The 21,001-nt window shown below is 44.3% G+C and carries 17 protein-coding genes; 4 read left to right on the top strand and 13 right to left on the bottom strand.

Annotation, left to right across the window (positions count from 1 at the left end; all coding sequences use genetic code 11):
- Nucleotides 1-185: 185 nt before the first annotated feature.
- Entirely contained in the window at nt 186-1,976 is a 1,791-nt protein-coding gene (locus IS446_RS01125; protein ID WP_203057459.1) for a DEAD/DEAH box helicase, read from the bottom strand.
- A gap of 293 nt (nt 1,977-2,269) precedes the next feature.
- On the opposite strand from IS446_RS01125, the gene IS446_RS01130 reads away from it, so the two are divergent.
- Both IS446_RS01130 and IS446_RS01135 read left to right on the top strand, forming a co-directional pair.
- Nucleotides 2,270-3,541: a DUF2130 domain-containing protein gene (locus IS446_RS01130; RefSeq protein WP_203057461.1), complete on the top strand. Its 1,272-nt coding sequence runs from the start codon at nt 2,270-2,272 to the stop codon at nt 3,539-3,541.
- 143 nt (nt 3,542-3,684) lie between these two features.
- Nucleotides 3,685-4,812 (top strand): BT4734/BF3469 family protein, encoded by a 1,128-nt coding sequence (locus IS446_RS01135; protein ID WP_203057469.1) that lies wholly within the window; start codon nt 3,685-3,687, stop codon nt 4,810-4,812.
- Nucleotides 4,813-4,903: 91 nt separating this feature from the next.
- Here the strand turns inward: IS446_RS01135 and IS446_RS01140 are convergent, their stop codons facing one another.
- From IS446_RS01140 to IS446_RS01155, 4 genes are read right to left on the bottom strand one after another with little or no spacing between them, the layout of a single operon-like run.
- Nucleotides 4,904-6,265 (bottom strand): ADP-ribosylglycohydrolase family protein, encoded by a 1,362-nt coding sequence (locus IS446_RS01140; RefSeq protein WP_203057471.1) that lies wholly within the window; start codon nt 6,263-6,265, stop codon nt 4,904-4,906.
- Nucleotides 6,266-6,267: 2 nt separating this feature from the next.
- Nucleotides 6,268-6,927: an OmpA family protein gene (locus IS446_RS01145; protein ID WP_203057473.1), complete on the bottom strand. Its 660-nt coding sequence runs from the start codon at nt 6,925-6,927 to the stop codon at nt 6,268-6,270.
- A complete protein-coding gene (locus IS446_RS01150) occupies nt 6,920-8,488 on the bottom strand; it encodes a hypothetical protein (RefSeq protein WP_203057475.1) in 1,569 nt (522 codons plus the stop codon). The genes IS446_RS01145 and IS446_RS01150 overlap by 8 nt, the downstream gene beginning before the upstream one ends.
- A 29-nt stretch (nt 8,489-8,517) precedes the next feature.
- The gene (locus IS446_RS01155) at nt 8,518-9,867 is read right to left on the bottom strand and encodes a DarT ssDNA thymidine ADP-ribosyltransferase family protein (protein ID WP_203057492.1); all 1,350 of its coding nucleotides are present in this window, start codon (nt 9,865-9,867) and stop codon (nt 8,518-8,520) included.
- 288 nt (nt 9,868-10,155) lie between these two features.
- Here IS446_RS01155 and IS446_RS01160 point away from each other — a divergent pair, with 288 nt between their 5' ends.
- Complete coding sequence (locus IS446_RS01160) at nt 10,156-11,865, top strand: DUF3696 domain-containing protein (RefSeq protein WP_203057494.1); 1,710 nt, start codon at nt 10,156-10,158, stop codon at nt 11,863-11,865.
- Between the two features lie 5 nt (nt 11,866-11,870).
- Nucleotides 11,871-12,821, top strand: coding sequence for a hypothetical protein (locus tag IS446_RS01165; RefSeq protein ID WP_203057496.1), 951 nt, complete (start codon nt 11,871-11,873; stop codon nt 12,819-12,821).
- Between the two features lie 23 nt (nt 12,822-12,844).
- On the opposite strand, the gene IS446_RS01170 is transcribed toward IS446_RS01165, so the two are convergent.
- The 8 genes from IS446_RS01170 to IS446_RS01205 all read right to left on the bottom strand — a co-directional run bounded on the left by IS446_RS01170 (nt 12,845) and on the right by IS446_RS01205 (nt 20,988).
- On the bottom strand, nt 12,845-13,147 hold the full coding sequence (locus IS446_RS01170) for a hypothetical protein (RefSeq protein WP_203057498.1): 303 nt from the start codon (nt 13,145-13,147) through the stop codon (nt 12,845-12,847).
- Nucleotides 13,148-13,218: 71 nt separating this feature from the next.
- Entirely contained in the window at nt 13,219-15,663 is a 2,445-nt protein-coding gene (locus IS446_RS01175) for an N-6 DNA methylase (protein ID WP_203057508.1), read from the bottom strand.
- A 107-nt stretch (nt 15,664-15,770) separates the two neighbouring features.
- Nucleotides 15,771-16,121, bottom strand: coding sequence for a hypothetical protein (locus tag IS446_RS01180; protein ID WP_235996358.1), 351 nt, complete (start codon nt 16,119-16,121; stop codon nt 15,771-15,773).
- 18 nt (nt 16,122-16,139) lie between these two features.
- Nucleotides 16,140-18,410: a toxin-antitoxin system YwqK family antitoxin gene (locus tag IS446_RS01185; protein WP_203057510.1), complete on the bottom strand. Its 2,271-nt coding sequence runs from the start codon at nt 18,408-18,410 to the stop codon at nt 16,140-16,142.
- Nucleotides 18,411-18,532: 122 nt separating this feature from the next.
- Nucleotides 18,533-19,075 carry a hypothetical protein gene (locus IS446_RS01190; protein WP_203057512.1) on the bottom strand — a complete coding sequence of 181 codons (543 nt, stop codon included), beginning with the start codon at nt 19,073-19,075 and terminating at the stop codon, nt 18,533-18,535.
- Nucleotides 19,076-19,125: 50 nt separating this feature from the next.
- Entirely contained in the window at nt 19,126-19,719 is a 594-nt protein-coding gene (locus IS446_RS01195; protein WP_203057514.1) for a hypothetical protein, read from the bottom strand.
- A complete protein-coding gene (locus IS446_RS01200; RefSeq protein WP_203057516.1) occupies nt 19,709-20,425 on the bottom strand; it encodes a DUF2225 domain-containing protein in 717 nt (238 codons plus the stop codon). The genes IS446_RS01195 and IS446_RS01200 overlap by 11 nt, the downstream gene beginning before the upstream one ends.
- A gap of 26 nt (nt 20,426-20,451) precedes the next feature.
- The gene (locus IS446_RS01205) at nt 20,452-20,988 is read right to left on the bottom strand and encodes a hypothetical protein (protein WP_203057518.1); all 537 of its coding nucleotides are present in this window, start codon (nt 20,986-20,988) and stop codon (nt 20,452-20,454) included.
- Nucleotides 20,989-21,001 lie beyond the last annotated feature (13 nt).

Genomic DNA, 21,001 nt, shown 5'->3' on the forward strand with positions numbered 1-21,001 from the left:
GCAGCTCAAGGGTTGGGAATCCGTTAAGGCAATTTTCTCAACGGGACATAATATTACAACTCTAAGCTGCGATTTGCAAGGAATGTTTCCCGCAAATTTACGTCATCTTCCCCCATTACCCCGGGGTTCATGCCCCCTACTCTCCATACTCTTGTATATCAAACCCATACTTTTAAACCGTTATTTCAGGCTACGTAAAAATCTGCCTCATCTTCTTCCTGTTCCTTTCGGTACATCGAAGGGGACACCACACTTGTTTTCTGGCTTTTGTACACTGGCGATCCCGATTGCAAAACCTTCACCCCGCAAAACCCTTTAGGATTGCGGTCATCATGAGCAGGGTAATTGCTGATGAGCAGTCCGTACTCATACTGTTGCTTTTTAAAGAAGATGTTTCCGAAATCCGCATTCATCGTACACTCCCAATTATTGTATACCCGGTTGCTTTTGGAGTTGTAACTCGAAGCGATACGCACGGTTACCCCTTCTGTCTTAAAGCGCTCCCCTTTGGTATTGCGCTCATAGAATTCCGGCTTGAACATAGCCAGCAACCTGTCGTAGGCCTCTTCATCTAAAAAATACAGGGCTTCTTTCACCTTTTCGGTTAACAGGTCCTGGTAGGTGTACTGCTCCATCTTTACGATCGGGGTAAACATGCCCTGTTTTTGCTCCTGCTGGAACTTTGTGTGGGTACTTAAACCCTTTACCTTACCGTTATAGAGTCCGTTGCGCCATTCATCTTCTGCAAAAATCTCCCAGTCCTGTTCAAATTCGGCATAGTGTTCTAACAGGTGCACACTGGCCATGAGTTTAAAATTGCGGTTGTTATGATATCCGCAGAGTCGGCCGGTAATGCCCTGGGCACCATTGGCCAGCTGCTTATCTCGGGTCTCAATACCGAAACGCACTTTTTCTTTTAAAAGCTTGAGGTCTTTTCCAGCCGTGAGCGCTTGCACTACGATCAGCACCACGCGTTTCCCTTGCTTGGTGATCATCTTTTTTACCTCTTCCAGGCCTTCCTGGATTTTGTAATTGCATCCGGCATCCGAGCCAATAGCCACACAAGTAATACTGCGTTTATACATCTTGCGCAACTGATCTCTCAACTCCAGGGCTCTGGTGGTATTTGAGGTTCTGATAATTCCGAGTCCGTCTTCAAAGGCGAGCAAATGATCTACATATTCATGCACCTTAGGGTGAACGGTAAAGACCTCCTCGCCATCGACCATTTGGGATTGGAGGGGACGAAAGTTTTTTGGGTAATCTTCTACCACCCCTTCTTCCAGCATTTCGGTGATACCATAATACTGAGGCGGACGTTCCCCTTCCACAATATCGACATCGTAATGTTCTTCAGAAAAGTGCGCCTCCAGAATATCGTAAGGCGTAGCACTCACCGCCAGAAGTTTAATATCGGGCATGCGTCTTCGAAGCTCATCAAAAAAGGCCATCTTAAAACTGGATTCTTCCCCAGCCCCATACTGGTCCTCATCACGCACAATGAGCCGCACATCAAAATCGTTGACCACCTTATGAGGATTGGGATGTTTGAAGAACTCATTCATTTTGATCACCTGAATATATGAGGGCTTATGTTCCTGTGAAGCAAAATCGAAGAAATCGGCTTCCAGGTTTTTGCGGTTCTGTTCATACAGGTCGGTATCGCGCATGCTGGTGACAAAAAGGATGGATTCCTTCTCTTTGATAAACCCAATCTCTGGCAACACATAGTTACACAACACATAGGCCGTACCCGATTTACCACTTTGCATAGGCGCTACGAAGCCCACGTTTTTATGTCCTTCTTTGATGGAGAGTGCGATACGAAGGGCGTTGATGACCTGGTTGGGAAACACTCCGGTGAGCATGGAGTTTTGCAGCACTCCGATGATGTTGGTGCGCAAGCCTTCAGAAGCATCGATAGCGTTAAGGAGTTGGGTAATGGTGGTGTTCCAGTATTTTTGATAAGCCGTCATAAGCATTGGATTTTGATTACCCTACAAATATCCAATGTTACTGTGCAGTTTATTTGCACAGTTAATGGAAGACTGAATATGTGGCACCACTGAAACACCCTGTTGGTTTTAGGCCTTTCGAAATTACGGAATCCCTTACAAGATTAATTACGGGTTTCCGTATTCCTGTCTATCGAAAGACACTTATATTTAAAGAACCATAAATAAGCGCTTGACAGGACGAACTAACTGTGCAGCAAGACTGCAAGGCCCTATACTATATTTGTGGCCTAACCCATAAAAACCCTGCTATTATGAGCACGCATACCACCATACAATGCCCCGAATGTGGCAGCGATATTAATGTAAACGACATTCTGAAGCATCAGATCGAAGACCAGATGAAGCAGGAGTTTGCCCGCGAGCGCAAAAAGTTACTCGACGAGCAAAAGGCCAGGGAATCGATCCTGGAAAAGGCCAAACTCGAGCTCGAAGCCAGGAAAAAACAACAAGATGAATTGTTTCGCGAGCGCCTGGAGAAAGAAAAGCGCGAAGCTACCTTGGCAATTGAAAAACGACTCAAAGCGAAGCTGGAGGAAGACAATCAGGAACAGCTGCGTTTGATCCAGGAAGAGCTCAAGGAGAAATCAGAAAAAGTAAAAGATCTACTCAAAAAGGAGGCTGAGATCGAAAAGCTCAAGCGAGAAAAAGAGGAAGCCATGGAGTTGGCCAAGGTCGAAGCCCAAAAAGAACTCAATGCTGAGTTGGTTGCTCAAAAAGAAAGGATCAAAAAAGAGGCGGCTGCCGCTTCGGAACTACAGATTCTGGAACTCAAAAAGCAGTTGGAGGATCAGAAAAAGCTCACCGAAGAGATGAAGCGCAAGCAAGAGCAGGGGTCTATGCAGCTACAAGGAGAGGCGCAGGAGCTCGCCATTGAAGAATGGCTAATGACTAAATTCCCGTTAGACACTATTGATGAGGTCAAAAAAGGGGCTTTAGGAGGCGATTGCCTTCAGGTGGTGAATACCAGGGAGCAGGCCAACTGTGGCACCATCTACTACGAGAGCAAACGCACCAAGAATTTCCAGCCTTCATGGATCGAAAAGTTCAAGAATGACATCCGTGAGAAAGGGGCAGACATTGGTGTTTTAGTCACTGAGGTTATGCCTGCCGATATGGAACGTATGGGCATGAAGGAAGGCATCTGGATCTGCACGTTTGAAGAGTTTAAAAGCCTGTGTAATGTGCTGCGTCAATCTGTTGTGAAGTGGAGCACCTTAAAACTCCACCAGGAAAACAAGGGTGATAAGATGGGGATGCTTTACGATTTTCTCACCAGTACCGAATTTAAATTGCAGATGGAAGGGATCGTCGAAGGTTTTTCCCAGATGCAGCTGGACTTACAAAAAGAGAAAAACGCCATGAAGCGCATCTGGAAACAGCGCGAAAAGCAGATCGAAAAAGTAATCGGAAATGCCATTCATATGCATGCCTCCATAAGAGGCATTGCAGGGAGTGCCGTACAGAGCATTCCGGCATTGGAACTTGACAGGGAAGAACAGGAAGCTTTGGCGATCGAATCATAAAGCCCCATCCAGTATATTTATTTTCCAACCCTAAACCTCCAAAATTGTAAAAGGCCACCAACCTTATGAACAACCCACCTACTTCTCCATATCGATTTTCCCTGTTTGCAAATCTTAAAAGCTCCAAAACTCCGCAAGGAGAAATGGATATCACCAGCCTTGTGCAAATAATTAAGAACGGGAAGTTCAAGGAGGTGATCTCAAGATTGCGCAATACAAAGGATAAAAAAGCTAGAAATACGATCAAAACGTCGAACATCCCGGCGGTGACCCTATCGGGCATATTTTCTGAGCGAAGGGGCACAGGCTTGATTTGTCACAGCGGACTCATGCAGATCGATATTGACGACCTTTCTGATTACTTTGAAGCGTTCAGAAAACTAAAAGCAGACCCTTATACCTATGTGTGCTTTCGCAGCCCAGGTGGTGAGGGGATCAAGGCGATCGTAAAGATTCTCCCTTCAGATTCCTCTCACCGGGAACAATTCCTTGCCCTGGAGGGCTATTATCGAGACACACATAACATCACTATCGATCCATCCTGCAAGGATATTACCCGGTGTATGCTGCTCTCTTATGACCCCGACATTTACGTTAATGAAAGGGCTCAGGTCTTCACCAAACGCAAAGAAGCATCAAAGTCCGCTAACAGAAAGGTCGCGTATGCAAGTAATGTTATCACTCCTGGCAGTCCGGAAACGCGAGCAAAAATACAGGAGCTTACCAAAAAAATCGAAAATGATGGCCTTGACCTAACCGACAGTTACGACAACTGGATGCGCATAGGCTTTGCCCTGCACACGGAACTCGGGGAAGAGGGTCGGGAATATTTTCATCGCATATCCCAATTCCATCATGACTACAACGAGAGTTCCTGTGAAAATTTTTACACAGAACTTGGCTTAAGAAACAACGGTAGCATCACTGCCGGGTCCCTTTTTCATATCGCAGGCGAACAAGGTATAAAGATCAACCATGAACACGACAAACAGCCAATCGACGCCTCAGCCCCTGCTATTGCTGCAGAGCCCGATCCGGCCTATGAAACTCCTGATCTTAAGGAGGAACTTCGTAAGTTAAGAGACACCCTCAGAAAGGAGCAGGATTGCCTGGCATTCCAGATCTACAGCAATAAAATTCTGGACGCTATTGCCGATAGCCGCCCTGCATCCAAAGCAGAACTCATTTCGATCAAAGGGATCAGTGAAAAGAAAGCCGATGCGTTTGGAGATAGAATACTTGAAATCATGCGTCAGTGCCGCCCCAAATGAAGCTCCGCTTAAACATTTGTACAAACTGCCAGAAACCTCGTAAATGAAAAAGTATCATGGGTAAGGAAAGATCAAAAGGCAGAAGTCATATTTATTCAGGGTGATTCAAAAGCTTCGCAAACTTACACGATTGTCCGTTTTCGAAATCCACATCAAGAATCAGATTGAACTTCCCCTGGGTAAGCGGCGTTTGGCGATCTACCTTTTGGATGATGCCTAACCCTAAAGGATCGAAATACACCTCATCGCCTATAGCGTATTCATCATTTTTAATGGGCAACTCCAAAGAAGCCCTCATCAGATCTACCTTTTCATTGGATCGTATTAACACATACTTTCCCGATTGTATTTTCTCGATCTTATCCGCCATATTGCGCAGATAATCTGCATCCTGTACTCCGCACCATTGCTCCGGGATCACTTCATCATCATGTAAAGCACCAAGGAGTCCGCCGGTAAAAGCCGCCACACTATCGGTATCGGTGCCGATGGCATTGACCGCCACGAGGATTCCCTGCTTCGGTTCTTTAGGGTATTTCAGCGCCAGAAAGAGTCCGCCAACCACCGTAGCGATACCGGAACCTTTGGTTTCGGGAGCAAAACAGCCCAATTTTCTGAGCACCAAGGTATCGTCTTCCTGATCTCTCAATCCCATAAAGACCTGGCGTAAATGCACTACGACCTCCATTACTGTTTGGGCATATTCATCAGCAAAGCTCCTTCCCGCTTCCTTATCCCAGGTCAACATCCAATCCCGGATGGGCTTCTGATCAATATTGGAAAGCGAAAGTCTGTCACTTATTGTCTTTCCAAACCCAGTCAAAAAGTTTAGGGAATCAAAATCTTCATGGTTTTGCTTATGCAGGTCACTCACTGCCAAGCCGTAGAGCATAGCGCCAACAATAGCCCGAGGATGCCCATGGGTACTAATGCTATTGTAAAAGATCTCGTTTAACAGCTGGTTTTCCCTTTCACTATTAGCCAGGGCAATGGGCAGAATGCGCATGGCGGCTCCATTGGCCCCACTATCGGCATACTGCAAGGTGGTTTTACCCGCTTTATAACTAAAGAAATTATTATTCCAGTCGGCCGACTTTCGCTCTATTTTCCTGGCGGCATTTTTAATCGTTCGGCCGGCACCACGGGCATAATGCAGCCAGGTTGGCAATTCTGTTTTAGCAAAGTAGTGGTGATCCATGCTGCCATCCAAATTCAATGACCTGCAGACAGAAAGAATAAGCTGGGTATCGTCGGAATAACTTCCTGCTTTAATATAATCTACATACCCATTGAAACGGCCTCCAACAGGCTTTTGCCAATCCCTGAATTCTATAATTTCCGAAACACCGTAGCGCTTATAGAGATCCTCTTTTGAGCGTTCAAACTCGGTAATCCACCCCAGGGCATCACCTATAGCAGAAAGGAACAGGCTGTTATGTATTCTTTTATTCATGGTTAGGTTTTTCCGATCTGACCTACCTTGGGTAGAATCTGAATTAAGAAACGTTTGTTTTTTCCTTCATCATCTCCCATATATCTTCCGGCTCCGAACCAGCCACTGCCGGCCAGCATGATCTCGAAGGTATCTTCTCCGAAATCGATCCCCCTGGATTCCCAAAATTCATAGAGGGCTTTGGCCCGGTTATAGCTTAGGATATAGGTCCGTTGTATATACCCCGGATCTTCATTCTTCCATTGTTCTGAAGGGTTATTATACCTCGCGGCCATCCCTTCAATAATAACCAAATATTTAATATCCTTATGCTTTACGGGCACATTATCGATAAGCCGTTTTAATTCAAGACCCGCCTGATATAAGTCTTCCTTACTCTTTTCGGGTATTATCGAACTCCCTGAACGAAAAAGCACATCAACCACCAGCTCGTGGCGTTTGTTTATAGAATCGTACTCAAAGTACCTTTTATCCAGGTTGTTCAGTGCAGCTTTGATCTCTTCCAGCTTTTCAAACTCTTGTAATTTGATCTGCAGCCGGTGTTGTTCGTACTTCATGATCGAGAATACCAGTACAAAGAGCACCAGCATTACAAAAAACATACTGGTCATGAGATCGGAATAGCTCATCCAGAAGAGATCCCCACTTTTCTTCCTACTCATAAGACACCCCTTTTTGATGCGCCATGGTTTGTGTTAACTTTTCCAGGGCCATTTTAATTTCCACTAAATTCTTGTTCACCATTAGGAGGCTGTGATCATCCGACAAGAGCTTCGCGATATGTTCGAGTCCGCCTTCCACGTTGGTATAATGGGTGTGCGTCATTTCTGAATGGGCTGTAAATTTATCGAACAGCTGTTCAACAAACTTGAAATCCTTAAAGAATTCTCTGTTTTCTCCAAAGGCTTTTCTCAACCCTTCTTCCTCGGCAGCAATGTAATTTTTAAGTGCTTCTGATTCTTTCTCAACATATCGGGTGAGGACGCCAAAGACATTGGCAATATCCCCATTGAGTTGATCAACAGTTGAACGCCATTGATCATCCATAGCATCCTGCTGGGACAGTGTTTTTTCTGAGATCTCCTTCAGTTTTGCAGTAAGCACCTTATCGATCTGCTCCATGGCGCCGGTGAACACATTTTTACGGGCTTCCACTTCAGAGAAATGCGACTCCAAAAAGTCTTTAAACTGCTGGTAAAAATCAGACGACTCGATAATATGTCCTGAGACGAGCTCCAGGTTTTTATTAAACCCTGAAAACTTCTCAGAAACCTCATTGTATTCCTTTAGGATCCCTAATGATGCGCTGATGTTTTTATTGAGCCCAGCCTGATACTTTTGAAAATGATGAAAGTCGTTAGAAGCATCGCTGATCTGATCGAAAGTTTTCACTATTTGGGAAGAAAGCTTTTTAAGGCCTACCTGTTGAACGGCTTCGAGGAACTCCTTTTCCTTGGTCAGGTTATCATTAAGCAACTGAAAACTATCCTTATAGTGAATCAAGTTATCACCAAAGGCATTGTTAAAGTGATCGAGGTTGCTTTTGAGGGAGTTCAAACTATCAGAAACATCCTTTGAAAGTTTAGGCAGCAGACTACTTTGGAGAAAGTCGTAATAGGCATTTTTATCCACCTCGTTCCTGAATAATGCCGCCTTATAGGACCAAGCCGAATTAATTAGGGTAAGTATTAGACCACAGGCACTGGCCACCATAGCCACAATAACTCCATCGATCATGAGTCCAATACTTTCTGAAGAGATCACCGAACCACCGGGAGTCGAATTGATCGCCGCCTGAGTAGCTTGTGTAGCAGTGTCAGAGGCAAAATCCAAGAACGTAAGTCCGTAGATAATCCCGAAGAAGGTCCCAGCAAGCCCCAGGAAAAGCGGTACAGACACCGTGCTATTAATGGCATTGATAATGGTATCTACCTGCCTTTCGGTAATATCTTTCAAAATATTAAAATCGGCAGCACTCCCTTTATTATTAAAAAGGTAAGAATTGGTGGAGTTCAGCACTTCCTTAAATCCGGAAGATGTTTTTCCTTTTGCCTTCACCAGATCAACCTTGATGTTACCCCCGGGATGTTCAAAATCGGCCGCCTCAATGTAAAGGTTTGACTTTTTGGGGAAGTAATTCTTTAAGGTAGCGATTCTGTTATATACTTTAACAAAAACGATGATTTGCATAATGACAATAGCACCGATAATCACATATTCCATAGGGTTGTTGTTCTTTTAAAAAATCTACATTAATCTAAGTTTGTAATATATTGTAATGGCAAGTGTTGCTTTACCATAACCTCAGCCTGATAATAGGGGCTTTTTTCCTGGGTTACAGGATCCCATTGATTGGGTTGTTTAACGATCTCAAACCGAATATTGTTTTTAAGGAAGTGGTAATCACCACCTGTTTGATGTCCGTTTTTGGTAGCATTCATATCCGAGAAAAGGGTTGGTTTTAGTGTCGCGACCTCCGTATCTATTTCCAACCATTCAATCTTGCCAATCCTACCTTCCTTTTTGGCAAAATAAGACATGGGATGCTGATCGTTAAAGGCGAGGCGAACGTAATCTTCAAGGCCATATTTAACATCGTTATTACGTGAACTTTGATCGCCACCGAATCTTACAATCGGAACCCCCTTTTCTTCGATATATTTCCACGAAAACAATCCACCATTTTGGATGATCGAATTCAAATTGGCTGCATCGGTAAAGTGGTAAAACTTATGAATTCCTTTTTCTTTGAGAAGGGATCTTATCTGTTCGGCATCTTCCTTATACTTTTCGCGAAGTCGTCTTTGTTCTTCTGCCGCTTTTCTAAGCTTTTCTTCCAGTAATTTTTTCTGCCGGATCCGCTCTTCAACCTCTTGCAGCATGGCAGCCCCCCTTGAGGTATAGGATGCTATTTTTTTGACCTCCAAAGCTGCATTTCTTGCAGCCTCCCAGTTATTGGCTTTTTTGTATTCCTTAAAACTATTCCAGAGCGTTATATAGCGATTCAGATCCCGTTTAAAATCTTCCTGCTGCTTGAGCACTCCCTTTTTTAAGGCCTGGAATTCCCCTTTGCGCTCCGGTACCCAATCCGTAAGCTCATCGATATTAGTGAGGGCCAGGGCAAAATCATTTTGTTCAATGAGTTTGGTGATCTTTGCTATCCGGGCATTGACCTTGCGTTTTAATGCTAGCTTCCGTTTGCGCTCCTCCTCAATCTTACGAGTCTCCTTGATCTGAGTCAGGGCCCCAAAAACTTCCTGCTCCAACCGCTGATAATTTTTATCCCGTTGTCCGCTAAGTTCCCGCTTTCGTTCTTGCAAGGTAATAGCTACTGAGGTTATTTCATCTGGTCTGCCGCTTTGCTTAGGCAGTGAAAAAGGTCTAAGGGCTCGCTCTAGAATTATTTTTTCTGTGTGAGTAAAAGGCCTTGACACTGGATGCTCAATTTCCTTTTCCAGGCGATGCAGTTCCTTTTTCAGGGTGATATAAGCCGGAGATGGTGTAATAATAATAGGGGCGGGAGAAGATATGTCTTCATCGTATGTCTGTTCGACACCGATCCATTCTTTTAGCGTGCTTACCAGCTTATCAAAAAATCCCATGGCCACCTTTTAGCTTGAATAATGCAGAAATCAGAGCGTATCAAATGTAAGAAATATACGCCTGGCCCAATTACGGGTTTCCTCATTTTAAACATCATTTGTTCAATAAACAACACCTGCCATAAAAGCCTTCAGCACACCTGAGGATAAAGTATTTTAAACTGTGCATTTCCCATGCACATCTCCCGTTCATATTTGCCTCAGAAATGACAATGAAATTTGTTTTGTAGTCATTTTTTTACGCGAAATAATTTATAGCTTAGTACAGCAAAACACCCCAAATAACCCATGCATTCTATAAAAAAACTTTTGATCAATAACTTCAGGATCTTTAAAAACGAGACCAAATTTGATATACGCCCCATCACCTTACTTACAGGCCCGAATAACAGCGGAAAAAGTGCTCTAACTAAGCTCCTCCTACTATTAAAGAACGGAACAGATAAACTGGATTTCGAAAAAGGGATCCATAATCTGGAGAATTTTGAGGGCGTGGTCAACTGGGTTTCCAAAAAGAAGGAGTTCGAAGTAGGATTCCCTTTTGCATTGCCTTACTTCCATCAGGAGGTGATATCCAGACTAACCTATACAGATAGTAAACTTAAAAAAGTTACGGTTGAAGACGCAGAGGGTCCGATCTATTCTGTAGAAGAGATCAGTGATGAATTTTATGCCTCCCTGAAATTAAGCATCGACATTGACAAAGTGATAAAGACCTTGTACAAAAAGGAGATCAAGACCCCTGAGTACGTTACAAAACATGGGGTGATCACTCCAGATAATGGCAGATGGGCAAAACTTAAGGACATCCCAAAAATAGCGGTTTACGAAGATCTGACATTTGAAGAAGCCAAGCATCTCTCCGACGAAGAGATCTCCAGTTATTTTCATGCGATCGCCCTGTACAATGCCATAGATGATCTTGATAAAAACGGTTTGCTGTACCAGCTTACAGATCCATCTATAGAATTGAACCCTGAAAACCTTTATAAGATCCAATGTGGGGTTTTCCATGATCTCCATGTGGAGAATCAGGCTTTTTTCTTTCCGGATTATACCCTTCAAGGCCTGCGGTGGGATGATGAATTCAGGAATAACATTGAGCTCAGCTTTCAACAGCAATTCTTAAAGGCCATCGAAGATCGCTATGAGCTTAGGAACATCTCTTTAGAGCGAACCGCTTTAGGCGAACTATTCTTCAACACCCCAATGAAAGCTGGCTACACCTTACTCAATGACCCCGTGTTTACCCTTTTTGAGAAGCTGATCTCAAAACCTGTCCCTCACGAAACCTTTTTGAAAGACCTGCATTATGTGTCAGCACAGCGTGGAAGCCAGAATCGGGTCCTGATGAATGATTCAGCTAATGATATCGATCGGATCGTAGTGGACTACAGCAAAGCTTCATTAGACGACATTACCTTTCTCGAAAAAGCGCTTAAGATCCTCAACATTAAAGGGGAATTGGTTGTAGAGCGTTACCAGAATTACATTTCGGTGATCTATTTAAAGCAGGGGGATAAAAAGATCGCATTAGCTGACCTTGGATTTGGGTATGCACAACTTATTCCCATCCTGTTAAAGATCATCACCATCGAACCGCCGATTTCTATCCCCGTGGTTTACTCCCAAAATAAATACCTCATTCTGGAAGAACCCGAAGCCAACCTGCACCCCAACCTGCAATCCAAACTCGCTGATGTCCTGGTACTCGCCAGGGAACATTATAAGAACATTCATTTCATTATTGAAACACATAGTGAATACCTCATCCGAAAACTCCAGTACCTCACCGCAAAAGGAGCGGTAAAACCAGAAGAAACGGCCATTTATTATTTCAACGCAGATGAATATGTGAGTACCCTTGAGCCCAAGGTTAAACTAATCGAGATCACCAAAACAGGGAACCTGACCGATACCTTCGGGCCTGGTTTTTTCGATGAGGCTACCCAGCTGCAATTCGACCTGATGAAATTAAATTCCACCCAACTTAATTAAGTGCTATGCGTTTATTATTTGAAAAGGAATTCCTCGATCAGTTCTATCTGGATTTAAACGAAGAAAACCCCTCTCAGGGCCAGGCCATACTACTACGTATTATAAAAGTTTATCCCGAACTGGAATGGGGCATCGACGCTTCTATTGAAAGTCCGCGGGACCTGGAAGCCCTTTATCAGGAAAATCCACTTCTACGCCTGCTCGGGGTACAATATCCCCCTTCGCCTTATACAGATCTAAAGACAGAGTTTGAACGCTCGGAAGCATGCAGGCAACTGCTCATCTTTGCAGTAAAGGAACACGATTGGTTTTCAAAAGCCCGGGAACAGGGAGCCCTTTGCTTTACTTCAGAAAACTATGACCAATTGCTCATGCAGATTGTGCAAAAAACCTCCCTTCGATTCGACCTTTTTGAGCCCTTTGCCTGGAGTGCTTTTAAGAATTTTGCAGACATTCCTTTTAAAGAGATTATTGTGGCCGACAATTATATTGTAAGTGATAAGTCAGGGCAAAAAGTTGATGATAACCTGGTGCCTATGCTTCAAGAGCTGCTCAGCAAAAAGGAATCCACACCGTGTTCTGTGGCGATCTATACCAAAGATTTTAATCCGATTCGGGAGGAACCGGAAAAGGTGAAAGAAAAGGCAAAAAAGGTACATTCCAAACTGAACCGGGTCTTTGCCAGGCACCGCTCAAAGTTCAAATTGTATTCTACCGATAAGACGAATTTTAATACCCAGATTCACGACCGGCAGTTGCTCACAAATTACTTCATGGCCGAAAGTGGTGTGGGATTCAATTTGATCCCTCACAAGCCCTCGAATTCAGAGATCAAATGCGATTCGATCTTCGATCTGTATACCTACAAAAGGATGAAGCGATTGTTCCGGATGTTTGATGAGTTCAACAACTACCAACAAAAGCGAGAAACGCTGCAGTTTGTGAGTTATCCGTAATAGTAATTAATCAAGGGAGATTGCTAATTCGTATGCTCACTCCTGCTACGGATCTCATGATCAATATTGTCTACCTCTTCTTCTGAAAGTACCTTGGAACAGGTTTCAAAGGGCTCATTAATATTGTCGAAGATCTCATTTGCTAAGGCCTCTTCAAAAGATCTTACCGGCCAATACGCCTGATCATCGGCAATAACCATATACCAGCCTCGGAGCTCATACATCCAGATATAGTCCCCCGATTCCGGGTTATCACCATCGAGATCGAGGTAAAAAAGTACGGTTCCATGTTCTATAAATTCATGTAGTGAAGGTTCTTTAGTCATGTCCTTTGCATTTTTTAGTTTTATACCTGCAAGGTAGATAGACGGCATGCACTGATTTTGCACAACCCAAACTAACGGTAACTCTCAAGAAAATGTTGCAGGAACGATTTAATAACATCGTGAAACACTACTGCTTCTTCCAAACTCAACAGCGATGGATGTGCGGCTTTATTTCTAAAATCCTTCGTTAAACTTTGCAGAAGGTCCAGGAACTGATGATCATAAAGCACTTCACTGAAATACATTTTCACAAAAGAGCTGAAATCCTGAACTATCGGACTTCCTTTCAGATTGGGGTCAGTAATCATTCGGAGCGCCCGTTCCATAGCTCCCAATTCAAAGAATACTTCAAAATCCGGATTGGCCAGGTACAGACTTATCGTCTTCGCCAGCTTATACGTCTTGCTATTTACGGAGTCCCCGTTGACGATCTTCAGGTCTTCCTTAAAAACCTCATTCGCATAAAGACCTCTTCCTTTCACATTCTCGAAATAAGACATGAATACTTTGTGCAACAGTTCGTTTTCAACCGCCCTGCAGTATTGAAGTACAAAGGGGGAGAAGTCGGCCTGTTTTAGCCTTTGAAGATTGTCGTACAGGAATTCAGCCTGCGGCAAATAGGCCTTACTTTTAGGTTCCAGTTTGTCCCAGTCAACAAGCCACATTTTAATCTCGAGGAGATATATATCCAATTCCTTCTTCAAATTCCCCTGAACCTCATCTAAGGTGTTGTCCAGCTTGTGATAAAATCGAAGCAATTTCCCCTCCTGATCACGATTGGATTCACTTATGGATTTAAACGATTCTGAAAGTCCGCTAAGCGATGCCAATACCTGATCTACCTTCCCTTCGATACGATCAAGGCTCTCCTGCAACTTCTTCAGACGCTCTTGCAAGAAGGCCTGTGAATCGAGCTGATCCTGAAGGACACTCTTTTCATCACGAAGTGTTTCCAACTCCTTCTTTAAGGCCGCTAACGCTTCCTTTTCGGCATGCTCCAAATAGGCATCCGAGAGCGTATAGAGCTGTTCTACCGGCAAGATGGGGATGAGTATGTCTGATACATCCTGAATCGTGGCCGTAGGCATCACAGTTCCTGTAGCCACCCTTTTTAATTGCTCTGCAAGCACCTTCTTTCCTTCCCTGGTATTCAAATAGGCCGCGAGATAACCCGACTCCTCGGAACGCACTACGATGACGTCATTTCTTTCAACACCCGAGGTGTCTTCTTCTCCGTAGATATAGATCCTGGGGTAGAACTTAAATCGGCGTGGAATTAGAATATCTCCGGGTTGTAATTCGTCACTTTCCTCTGTTATTGATTGGGATTTGTCAACTTCTTTCGCCAACTGATAATAGACCTCACCGTCTACAGGCTTAACAGAAAACTCTTCACTATCCTCCAGGATTGGAATATCTTCTTCTTCCAGTTTTTGAAAATATTCTTCATCCTCCTCTAGTGCAGGGAAGTCCTCCTTCAGTGTCTTAAGGAATTCTTCCCTATCCTCCTTCTTTAACTCAGCATTTTCTTCCTCCGCGGACCTACTAAACTCCTCTTCATCAAGAATCGAAAAACTTCTTAAAACCCTGGATTCATTTATATCAATCCTGTTGTGCCTTACATCCGGTTTCTTCGCCTTTATCTCAGCAAGATCACCGAGGGTCTTGTAGCCCCCTGAACGTATCCTGGCCTCTCTGACCTTTTGTTCCGGATCGTGGTATTCAAAATCCCAACGTTTATGGAGGTCGTCCCTGGAAACCCAATAATAATCCTCTGCTCGAAATGGATCTGCGACATTGGAAACCCTTTCGAATTCCGTAATTAGGGTTGGAGCGGTATTAAATGTCTTTTCTACAACGAGTACAGAAGTTTTAATAGTAGAGGCTTTCAAGGTACCTGGTGGCAGGGAAAACACCGCCTTAAGGTGATGCTTTTCTAATATCTGTTTTCTCACTTTCTTAAATGACTTCCCCGAGAGGAAATCTTCCGGAACCAATGCAACCAGGATTCCGCTATCGGATAGCAGTGAAAGCCCCTTTGCCACAAATAACGCTTCCAGCGGTTGAGATTTACCCCACCAAACTTTGGTATACCCTGTCGGGAAGAAGGATACGATGGCGTCATACTGTTCATCGCTTTTAAAGGCAAGGCTATCCCCCTGAATCACCTTTACTTCAGGCATCATATACCGGGTGATGGCAGCAATATTCGGATCAAGCTCAATGCCCGTTTTCTCAATCGCCGGATTAAGATAGTACAGAATATTCCCCAGTCCGCAGGTAATGTCGATCACCTTTTTCGCCCCTCTGTTGTTCACGATACCCGCCATGAAAGCAGCGATCTCATTGGGCGTGCTGTGGTATTTAAGGTGACGGTTACCGGCAAGGTGATGGATGAGGTCGTCTTTATCTAATGAGATATTCAGCTTTTTTGATGTGAGGAGTATATCCTTGAGACTGAAGGGGTCTTTTCCTTCCTCCCTTATCTGCTCCACTAATTCTTCTAATACTTCCAATGATTCACATTTTTGGATTACCATTATGGAGTCCCTTTACACCTTGAGTGGTCAAAGGGGTGCCTTTATGTTCGTAAATTAAGCGCAATTCTTCATTTCACAATACGCTACTCCAACTTATAAACCATAGCTGAATACTGTTCCACCTTCAGGATACATTCTGTGCCGTAGCCTGCATACCCGAAATAGCCCATAAATGTAACGTACAGGTTAGTGCCCTTTATTTCATAGAGGTCACCATCGGCATCGGTAAGTTCGATCTGGTAATCCCCGGGATCCACTTCGGTTCTCACATAGATATGATCGATGGGATACCCATCATCATCAAGGGTTCCGTAGTCCAGATCGATCTTCTTATAAAACTCATCAACCCGGTATTGATCCAGGTCCTGAAGGGATTGTGCATACGTGATCGTTCCGGCGAAGCACAGCAGGAACAGGGTGTATATCATTCTCATGATCTCTTGTTTACCGGTTTAAATTTTGACCTCCCCTTTCTTATAGCGTTCCTTCCGGAGACGCTCCCCTGAGCTTAGGTCAAACACCTCTGTTGTGCCATGGCGTACACCATCCTTTACCGAACGCACCTCCCTGGTATTTGATTCCTCATCTACATAAATAAAATCGCCTGAAAATGGCGCTCCGGACAGTGTCAGGTACTTTTCAGTAACCAATTCATTATAGTACCCATATTCCTGAATGATCTTAACATCCTGGGGATAATAGTAATGTATCCATTTGCCGATCTTGTTTTCCTTGTACAGGAAACCTTCGACCACCGGGTCGCCGGAAGTATTCTCCACTTTATATGCCCCGTCAGGATAGAGATAATCCGAGTCTTCCTGAAGCATCCCTAAAATAACCAGCATATGGAACGACCGGAAATGCGGTTCGCCATCCTGATTCATCCGATATACCTTGTACTCCGTTTGATCAGGCCTGTGAAAGATCATTCGGAATTTTAAGTGATCGTTATTCACCTTTAAAATATCGAATTCCAATTCAGGGCTTTCTCCCAAGGAATCCAAAATAGCAATCCGATCGAGAGCATCATCATCAAAATGAACGATCTTTTCCAGATTACCATTTAGTGCATACCATTTCCACTCCCCCTCTCGCTTGTCCTTCACATAATTCCCTTCCATATAGAATGACTCCTCACGTAAAACGTCATTGTTATCAAACCGTTGCTTCCATTTGCCATTTTTCAGTCCATATCTGAACTCTCCTTTCGCCACAAGTTGTCCTAAAGAATCCTTAACTTCTAAAGGGCCATGAAGTTCGTCATTTCGATAGGATACCTTTTCAAAAACTTTGGTGTAAACAAATTTTGAACATGAATCCTGAACGGATTTTTCTTGTTCCTCCTTACAGGGGAAGTACTCCCGGTTTACATAGGAGTATCGCGTTGAAACACCATTCAACTTTCCATTTTCGTAATTCTCAGTGAGGTAATGTTTCCCGGAATAGGGGAGGTATTCATCATTCTCATCCATGTACTTGGAATAGTAGTATTTCCACTCTCCTGTCTTTGATCCGTTGCGGTAACTCCCTTCATTCTGAAGTCCGCCGGTGAGATCATAATTCTTCCAGTATCCTGTTTTTTCATCATCGGCATAACGCCCCTCCGAAACCAGGATGAGTTCTGCAGGATCTGTTGAACTGATCATACCCCCAAAAAGATTGGTCTTAATGTCAATATATACCTTATAATCGCCATGCAGCTTATCTGCAGCATAATTGGCGATGATCAGACTATCACCCTGTACATCCTGTGCCGGGCCATATTTCTCACCCTGCTTGTAGTTAAATTTCCGCAATACTCGTTCAGAGGCATCCTCGTCTATAAATGTCAATTGCCAGAGCCCTTCCCTTTCATCATCCATATACGATCCGAACTCCTTAAATCTCAGCTGCCCTTCATCGTAGTAATAATCGACAGACTCCCCCTGTGCAATCCCATTGACATAGGTGATCTCCTGATCTATTCTGTTGTCAACGTATTTGATGAGTTTCCCGTTTCGTTCCCCCTTCTTCATGGTCCATTCGAAAACCAAATTCCCAACCTCATCGAATTCCTGAAATTTACCATCAGCCAAACCGCCTCTGTAATTCCCTTTCGTCTTTAGAGCACCATTCTCATGATACATTTTAGAGGCTCCCTCAATGAGCCCGTTCACCAGGGTATATTCCGAGCTTATGGTGCCATCATCATAATAACTCACCTTTTTACCATTGAGCGGATCGTAGACACTGGATTTTTTAACCAACAGGAATCTGTACGCGGTAACACTCTTTTCCCAACTGTTTTCCTGCTCGCGTTTTTCGGTGGTGATGGTCAAAATAAACTTGCTGTTGGAATAGGTGGAAATGATCTCATTGTTCTCTATTTCACTATTATCCAGGGTGTAGCCACGTGAATTCAGGGCTTTCTGAATCAGGGTATACGCCGGTTTGTTGAAAACCGAATACCTTACCTTTACCGGGGTTTCATCATGGGTGTAGAGGTAAAACCATGCCTCTGCCTCATCGTTGTATGATTTGTTTAAAGACCAGACAATTGTACTGTAGTGATCGGAATCTCCCTTTTGAGATTCGTGGTATTCCCAATTCTTGTTCATTAGAAATTGGTTGACGCTGGTCCAGTTCGCCTTATTACAAATGGCTTCCATGTCTGCCAGGCTGATCTCCTGGCCAGCTCCACTAAAAGAGAGAAGCATCGACAGAATTAGCAGGTAATATTTCATGATTTTGGTGTTTATACAAAGTTCTTAAAATGGGGAAGAATATTCTTACGGAAAACCGTAAAGGGGGAAGGTCGTAGAGTGACATTTAAACAACTCGTTTCTTACCCTCAAATGGGGCGTGATTATTCTGATCCAAACCGATTCTCCCCATCCCACGTCGGAAGGTATTCTTCGATATAGTCGAGCAGTTCCGGGGCCATTGGCCCGATACGCCGGCATTCGTATTCGGTGACCTTCCCTTCCTCCCAGGCAATACGCATGAGCATAAGGGGCTTTTCATCGTTATTGATCAACAGTAAACATGCGGCCGGTTTGTAGGGTCGCCACAGGTCGGTGATCTTCCCTCCGTACCAATCGAAGGTAAATCCGTAGCCATCATTCTTATACTCCGGCTTGCCGAACTTATGGGTTACCCGAAAGCGCCTTACCATCCCATTTATGGCCGTGTCTTTTGCCAGTTCGGCTACCCTCAAATAGAGATCGCCTTCCTTTTTGTAAAAGCTCAGCATGGTGCTATTGAGAATGGCTTTTTTGGTGATATCCCTGCCATCGCGGGTCACCTTGGTCACCCCGTATTTGGCAAGGATAACCTCTTCTTTTTGGGCGTGACACAAAAGAGGAAGCACAAATAAGAACACTAAGAGTGTCGATCGTGATCTGAGCATAGCTTTGATGATTCAGTTATTAATCTTCAATACGTGTCCTGGGTTATTGGTCATTGGGGCGGATCTCTCCTTTCGGCATGCTGCTGCCAGTTGAAGATCATATTGTCCCATGCTTCTGAGCCCTGTACCAATTCCGCTTCCATGGCTATGTCGGGATACCACTCACCCTCGCTGAACAGCTTGAAGTGCAAAAAAAGAGGGCGATCCTTTCGCTGCAATAAGGCGATCAAGGCTTTGGCCGGGATATCCGCTCCACTGAACTTTTCACCCCCGTATTCATCGATCTGCATTTGCCAAATGAACTGAAAGGAGAGCATCCACTTTTCGTCGGCCTCACTTTCCATTAAAGTCATCGTACCCAAATGCTCCACATATCCATCGATCTCTGATTCCCCATTCAGACAGGTCCGGCTTATGCGTAACTGTCCGTTCCGTCTATGAAAAATAATGGCCATGTTACAATCCTTAGCGAATGGTGATATATCTTCACCCCGCAATTCGGAATAGTCGACCCTGAATATGCTGAGTAATTCCCTTTCCTGAGAAAGGGCGAAGGTGTTTGCCAGGAGCCCTAATAGCAAGCTTAAAAACAATCGCGTCCGGGAAGACCCCTTAACACCTAAATGATCAACCTTACACATCATTGCTATCGTCGTTGTTTTGTGCCAGCTGCTGTTGTTCTGTATTCATCTTACGCACCCATTCCGGTAGTTCGCTATCCTTTTTCGCCTTCTCATACCACACCAGGGCATCCTCAAAGAAATCGGTACGGCGGTACATTTCGGCCACCAGGTATTTATAGATGGCACAATATTGCGGTTCTGTACAGCTATTCTCGGACACCGCCTGTTCGAAAAAGCAGGCTGCCTTTAATTGCATTGCCCTGCGTTTTTCTTGCTGCTCCTTTACCCCTTTCAAGAAATAAGATGCCGTAAGCCAGTTGTCTGCAATCTCCTGTGGCGGATCGTTATAGAACTCCTTGATCCCTGCGTGGATCGCATATTCATCGGCTTCGTCTTCGGGCTTTCCGGCATTGGCCTTTAAATAAGCGCGAAGGGCTGCTTTCTCCGTTTCGGTATACTCCTTCTCAAAATCTTCCACATAGCCCGAAAAATAACAGGTAGGGCAACTGTTCACCAGTTCTTCATAATACGTGCCGATGGCACCGTAGAGCTGCATATCCTTTTGGCGGCCTTCGGTATACATACTTTTGGTGACACAGAAAAGGACCTCGGTGCCGTCCAGCGGACAATGATAGGTTTCCATATCACAACTGTGGGCAAAGACACTCTGAAGGGCACCGGCAAGCAACATGGCGGGAACCAGAAAATAGTGTTTAAAGGTGTTCATGTCTGATCGAATTATAGGGTTGTGTTTTAGTATTGTTTTCCTTGTTTCCACCAACCGGCTACGAACTCCTTCCAGACATCAGAGGTGGTCATATTGTACGCTTCGTAGGAAGCGAGTTCACTATCCCTGAAGGTATTGGTCATGAGCAGGTCGGGAAGGGATCCCCCGGTGTTTCCCGTGAGCATAAGCGTGACACCCAATTGGCCGTCATAATCCACACCGCGTATTTCCCAGTCACACTCCAAAATAAGCATCCAGGACTCCTCCATCGTTGTTCCCCTGGCATCGACTATCCGGATATTGGTAAGGGCACCCCAGATCTCTTCTTCTTTAAATACCCTTAATCGGGAAATGCACAGCTCTCCGTTCTCCTCAAAGAACATGAGTACCGTACCGTCCTTTACCGCATCTTCAGAAACATCACCATCCAGAAGGGTTTCCTGAGACACCTTATAGACGGACATTGGCGGTTCTTCCTGAGCGTTGAGGGGGAATGAAACAGCACAAAACAGAAGAAAAAGCACATGGCGCAGCGAGGAAGCAGGCATAAGATGAAAGGACATTGAAGGTTTTTTA

Origin of the sequence: Robertkochia sediminum, assembly GCF_016786255.1 — a bacterium.
Lineage (GTDB): Bacteria > Bacteroidota > Bacteroidia > Flavobacteriales > Flavobacteriaceae > Robertkochia > Robertkochia sediminum.